This window comes from Candidatus Frankia nodulisporulans (assembly GCF_902806475.1).
In the GTDB taxonomy this organism is placed as follows: Bacteria; Actinomycetota; Actinomycetes; order Frankiales; family Frankiaceae; genus Frankia; species Frankia umida.
In genome coordinates this window covers 1-6362 of sequence record NZ_CADCWS010000240.1, presented here as the reverse complement: position 1 = coordinate 6362, position 6362 = coordinate 1, and the positions used below count along the sequence as shown (strand labels likewise).

The window sequence follows — 6362 nt, the reverse complement described above, 5'->3', positions numbered from 1 at the left end:
GGCGAAGGTGCGGGCGGCGGTGTCGTCCCACAGTTCGCGGGCATGGCTGAACGTCAGATGGATCTGGTCGCCCATGCGCACGACGTGGATGGCCAGGCCCTGGGGCATCCGGGCGGGGGCGGCCAGGTGCAGGTCGAGCAGTCGTGGGCCGTCCGGGCCGACGGTGAGGTCGGTGCCGACACGTCCGATGTTGCTGACCGCGGCGCTGGGCATCAGCGCCGCTCGTGACGCCGAGACGGCCAGCCGCAGCAGGGCCGGCCGCCCCCGGTGGGGCAACACGGCGGACAGCGCGTTCGACAGTGCCATGGTCAACGACGCGACGGCGGGACGGGTGGCCCCGCCGACCAGGGCGGCACCGGAGCCGGGCGGCGCCGACGTGGAGGTGCTCGCGACCCGGGTCTTGGCGGTCGAGGTCCGGTCGATCACGGTGGCGAGCAGCCGCGTCGGTGTGGCGCGGGCGTCGGCGTCACTGGAGATGATCGTGAAGCGGCTGGACAGGCCGCCCAGCGCGGTCGGGGTGCCCGAGGTCAGTGCCATCCGGACGCGCAGGACGTCGTCGGTGCGGCCCCGGCCGGCGTTCCAGCGTCCGATGGCCAGATGGGCGGCGGCGATCAGCACGTCGTTGACGGTCGGTAGCCGCCCGTCGGGCAGGCGAGGCGGCCGGGGTACCGGGATCACCTGCGGTACCAGGCCGAAGCCGTGTTGCCCCGGCCTGCCCACCGGCTCGACGAACCGTGACCGTCGCCGCCACCGCCGCCGCGCCTGCGGTGAGCCGAGTCCGCTCACCGTGGCTTCCACCGATCCAGGCGGCACCGAAAGCGGGGCCGACTCCGGGGTCTGGGTTTGGGGCGGGGTCTGGGCCGGGACCATCGCGGGCGGATCGTGGATGGCCTGGGGGTGGTCGGCGGTGAGCTCGGCGGGTGGGCCGGGCAGGCGCGTCGGGTGGGCAGCGGGGTAGCCGGCCAGGGTCTCGGTCAGGATGGCCAGCAGGCTTCGGCCGTCCAGGGCGAGGTGGTGCCCGACCAGGCCGATCCAGTCGCCGCCGGGATGGTGGACGACGAGCAGGCGGGCCAGGGGGGCGCGGCTCAGGTCGATGCCGCCGCCCATCAGCCGGGTCAGTGCCTGCCAGGCCTCGCCGCTGGTGGCCGCCTCGGTCTCGTGGACCGGTGCGGGTCGGGGCAGCGGGCGAATCCGCCATCCGCCATGTCCGGCCGGGTCGACGAGTTCCGACCGGGTGATCGGATGGCGGGCGAACACGTCGACGGTCGCGGCGGCCAGGCGGTGGGCGTCCACGTGGCCGTCGGTGCGCCCGAGCAGAGCGATGACGATCGGTGTGTCGGCGCGGTCGGAGGCCAGCAGCACCTGTTCGGCCAGGCTCAACGGACGACTGACCAGGCCGGCCGCCGCCGATGTCAGATCCGAGGTGAGATCCGGGTCGAGATCCGGGTCGAGATCCGGATAGAGGTCCGGGTTGAGGTCCGGATAGAGGTCCGGATAGAGGTCCGAAGTGGGGTTCGGGGTGGGCGGCGAATGTGGCGGGGAGGCCGCCAGCGCGGCGAGGACCGCCGCGAACGCGACCGTGCCGGCCGCCTGGGCCCATCCCCCGAACGCACCAGCACCTGATCGCGGTGGCAGGCCGGGCTGCACGATGACGGCGATGCCCGCGACGGCGATGCCACAGGCGGCGATCCACGGCGGCGCCAGCGGACGACGGCGGGCGACCACCGCCAGCAGTGGGACGATCAGTGCCAACGGCCCGGCCGCCAAGGCCACGATCAGGGTGGCCAGTCCCACCGCGCCCCACCGGTCAGGCAGCCACCCACACCGACCGAGCCAACCAAGCCAACCGAACCGGCCGTCGAGCCTGGAGCCGGCACCGTCCGAACGGGCCATCGGTATGGGGGATGGACGCGGTCGACGCCGTCCGGGAACCAACGCGCCGGCGAGCAGGGCCAGTGCGCACGCCAGGCCGACGAGCAGGCAGGTGCGGTAGAACTCGCCGGGCCGGTTCGTCAGGACGATCGTGCCGCCGGCGCCGGCCGGCAGGATCCAGCCCTGCTGCCAGCCGTCCAGACGGACCGGGGCCAGGGCCACGCCGTTGAGCGACGCTGTCCAGGAGATGTTCGCGTTCTCGCGCACGGCGAAGAACGACTGGCCGCCGGGGCCGACCGTGACGGTGCGCCGCTGCGCCGTCCACTGCCCGACCGACGTCGACCGCGCCTTCTCACCAGCCGCCCCCGCGGTCCCAGCCACAGGCACGGTCCTGGACCCGGTCCTGGACCCGGTCCCGGCCACGGTCCCGGGGCTGGGGTTGGGGTTGGCACCGCCGACCAGGGTGATCGTGTCGACGAGCAGCGGCAGGGAGTCGTCGCGGACCACGCGCAGCAGGTGGGCGCCGGCGGTCAGCGGCACGGTTCCGTCCGGGGTGCAGGCGGTGAAGCGCAGCGGTCGGCCGTCGGCGGCGTCGGAGGTGGTGCCCTCGACCCGCAGCGGGTAGCGGACGCCGTCCAGGTCCAGGGCCGGGCCCTGGCCGCACTCCCAGCCACGCCAGGCGGCGGGTCTGGGCGCCGTGGCCGGACTCCGGCAGGGCGGTGACGGTGCCGTCCAGGGTGAACGACATCGCCCGGGGCACGGTGAAGCGTCGGACGATCAGCTGCTCCTCTGACACGCTGAACGGCTCGGTGATGTTCTCCCGGGTCCGGTCGAAGGCCACCAGCACGGGACCAGCCGGAACCGTCCGGCCGGGGGGATCGGTCGAGGGGTCCGCCGCGAACAGGGCGGTGGCGTCGGTGGGCGCCTGCGCGTAGTGGACGAAACCCTGCCCGGGAACGGCCAGTTCGCGAATGCCGGCGCCCAGAAGCTCACCATCACCGCGGGTCACGTCGCGCAGAGTCACCTGGTACCAGGAACTCGGCCCGGCGGGCACCGCCAGGTACTGCGGATGGTCGGTGGCGGTCACCGACGTGTCCACCGAGCCCGCGGCGGAGGTCACCGTGATCGTGCGGGCCACCGGACGGCGCGGTGTCTCGGCGAGCAGGGCGATCACCAGGTAGGGCACGCGCAGCGGCGTGCCGACATCGACGCGCAGCCAGGCGCCCTCCGACCCGGTGCGCAGGTCCGGCCGGGCCGTCCACCAGGTGTGGGGCAGGCCGTCGACGGCGCTGGCCGGGCCGAGTTCGGGGGCCGCCCGCAACAGATAGCCGTACGACGACGCGGTGACGGATTTTCCGTCGAGGTAGCCACCGACGGTCTGATGGCCGGCGGGTGGACGGTCGGTCCACTCGCGGGGCGCCCGGGTGGCGCCGGCGGCCCACTCGTCCGGTCCGAGCAGGTAGGACGGTGAGCTGTGGACCACGCCGAAGCTCTGGTCACGGCGGGTGAGCGTGTCGGTGATGGCGAGGCCGGTGGTCGCGGACAGGACCGTGGTCGGCGGGGTGAGCGGGGCGGAGGCGGCCACCGTGCCCGGCTTCCCGGTGCTCGCGGCACGCGGATCCCCGAGGTCCTCGGCCAGGATCATGGCCCGGTCGGGGGGTAGCAGGCCGTGCGCGGCGAGCGTGACCGCCGCCTCCGGACCCCCGGCGACGACCAGCGCGTCACCGGCCGGATAGGCCTGCACCTGACGCGCCCCGCCGGGCACCGTCCACACCTCCAGCGCCGGTGCCTGGCCGATCGGGCGTCGCCGGTTCACCGGCAGCACCCGCTCACGGTTCCCGGCCCGCCCGACCACCAGCGGTCCGAACGTCGCCGCCGGACGCAGCCCCCCGGCCATCAGCGCCTGGTGGATCTCGTCGGTGGACGGGGGGACGTCCCAGTTGCTGTCGGCGAGATCGTTGCGGACGAGGACCTGCCCGACCCCCGCCCGGGCCAGTGCCACGCCCAGGCCACGGCCGTCACCGGACAGGGACGTCTCGACGGCGTCCAACCAGCGGGTGAGGCCGACGCCACCGAGCGGGATGAGGCTGCGTTCCCCCCACGGGGTGGACGACAGCCAGCGCATCGGCTCGTCGAGGGGCCGACCCCAGTCGTACTGGGCGAACGGCGCGCCCGGCAGCAGCAGTGTGCGGCCGTTGTCCGGATGGTCCGTCAGCCAGTCGGCCGCCTGCTCCCAGTAGGCGGGCACGGCCCGAAACGATCCCGGCTGCAACACCTGCCCGCGTAACACCGGCAACGTGCTCGCCACCAGCGCCGTCACCGTCAGCACAAGCAGCGCCGCGGCCGGTCGTGGACTGGCACTGGCACTGGCACTAATGCTGGGGCTGGGGCTGGGGCTGGGGCTGAACCAGGGTCGGGGGCCGCGGCGGGATCGGGAGCTCAGGCGGCGGCCGGCGGCGGCGGTGGTCAGGCCGGCGGCGTGGGTCAGACCGAGGGCCATCGGGAGGTGGGTGACGGCCTGGAACTTCGCGATGTTGCGCAGCGGGCTGAGCTGGCCGTCGAGCAGCGCCCGCACATCGGCGGACGCCGGCCCGCCCAGCGCACCCGGATAGCCCGCGACGATCACCACGGTGCCCAGCGCGAAGCAGAGCACGAGAAAACGCCGGGCGGGCAGGTCACGCCGGGACAGCCCCCACACCCCGATCGCGGTAAGCGCGTACGTCCCGGCGATGACCACCCGGGAGCCGGCGTAGTCGGCGGCCGAGGGCAGCCAGACGCTGGGAACCCGCAGGTAGGCCATCCAGTCGGTGGCCGCGCGCAGCGCTTCGGGCAGTGAGGCCGAGGCGGTGGTCAGATCGGCGGTCTCGGTGAACGGGACGAAGTTCAGCCCGTACCGGCCGACCGCGAGCAGACCCATCGCCCACCAGGCGATCGCGGCGCCCACCGCGGCGACCCACCAGCCGCGCACCGCCCAGGCCCGCCGGGACCCACCGGCGAGCAGCAGCAGCATCGCCGGCACCACCAGCACATCCACCGCGACGCTGGCGTTGATGCCACCGACGCACAGCACCGCCAGGCCCGACCGGGCGGCCGCGCGCCGAGGGGAGAGCCATCCATCCGAGGTCAGTGCGTGCGCCGCGACCCGGCGGGACGTGGGCTGCCCGTCGCAGGGTCCGGTCCGCACCGGCGACTCCGCGTACAGCGCGCGGACCAGCGGTGTCACGATCCACGGCAGCATCGCCGCCCCCAGGACCGCGGCCGACGTCGCCCCGATCTTGCCGAGGAACATCGGCGACAGCGCGTAGCCGAGCCCACCGAGGATCCGTCCGGTCGGCGCGCCGATGCCCAGCGCGTCCGCGAGCCGCACCACCCCCCAGGCGGCCACGGTCAGCAGCAGCGCCATCCACAGACGTTGGACCAGCCACACCGGCAGTCCGGTGAGATGACCGGCGAGGAAGAACGGTCCCATCGGGAACAGGTAGCCGTAGGCCTGGTTGGGGACGGCCCCGAAGTCCGCGGTGGAGTCCCACATCCGGGTGGCCGCGGCCAGGAACCGGGCCGGGCTGACGGCCAGGGGAAGCTTCGTGTCCGCGGTCAGCCGTCCCGGCGCCTGCGACACGAACAGCAGGACATGCCCCAGTGCGATCCACAGCAACGCCCGACGGGACGTGCGTGACGGCGCGACCGGGACGAAGGAGCGCGCGGGGGCCGGCGAGGTGCGGATGGCACTGGCCGCGGTGAGCATCTCGCGGCCCGCGCGCCGGACGTGGCGGCGGACCCGGGTCAGCTCGACCAGCATCATCGGGGTGTGTGTCAGGGCGTGGAACCGGCCGCCGGGCTGCTCGACCCAGCGCACCGGGACCTCGGCCATCCGGTAGCCCAGTGCGCGGGCGAGCGCCAGGACCTCCACGTCGAACGCGAACCCGGTGAGCCGGGTGCGGGCGAACAGGAGCTTCGCCTCGGCGTGGCGGAACGCCTTGAAACCGCACTGGGTGTCGGCGACGTCCAACCGCACCAGCAGCCGCACGACCAGGTGGAACAGCCAGCTGCCGAGGCGCCGGACGGGGGCCCGTTCGGCGCTGTTCGCAAGCCGGCGGGAGCCGAGGGCCACCTCGGCGTTCCCTAACGCGTTCAGTAATCGGGGCAGGTCGTCGACGTCCGAGGCGAGGTCGGCGTCCATGAAGGCGATCACGTCGCCGGTGGCCGCGGCGACCCCGGCACGCACCGCCGCGCCCTTGCCCTGGTTGACCGGCAGGCGCAGGACCCGCCGGTTCGGTGCGTCGCCGAGCAGTCGCGCGGCCAGCCGGGCGGTGTCGTCCACACTGCCGTCGTCGACGACGATCACCTCGGCGTCGGCCAGGTGATGACGGCGCAGCGCCCCCACCAGGACGGGCAGTGATCGTGGCAGCCGGGCCGCCTCGTTGAACGCGGGAACCACGATGCTGACGGACGCCTGACGCACACCACACCCCTAGTCCTGTCTTCCGCAC

Annotated in this window: 1 protein-coding gene and 1 pseudogene; both read right to left on the bottom strand. The window is 74.1% G+C overall.

Going from position 1 to position 6362, the window contains the following annotated elements; all coding sequences use genetic code 11:
- Positions 1-2253: pseudogene (locus G6R24_RS17080) on the bottom strand (hypothetical protein); the annotation flags it as partial.
- Entirely contained in the window at positions 2225-6334 is a 4110-nt protein-coding gene (locus tag G6R24_RS17075) for an alpha-(1->3)-arabinofuranosyltransferase domain-containing protein (protein WP_163550227.1), read from the bottom strand. The gene G6R24_RS17075 and the pseudogene G6R24_RS17080, both read right to left, overlap by 29 nt.
- Positions 6335-6362: the final 28 nt, after the last annotated feature.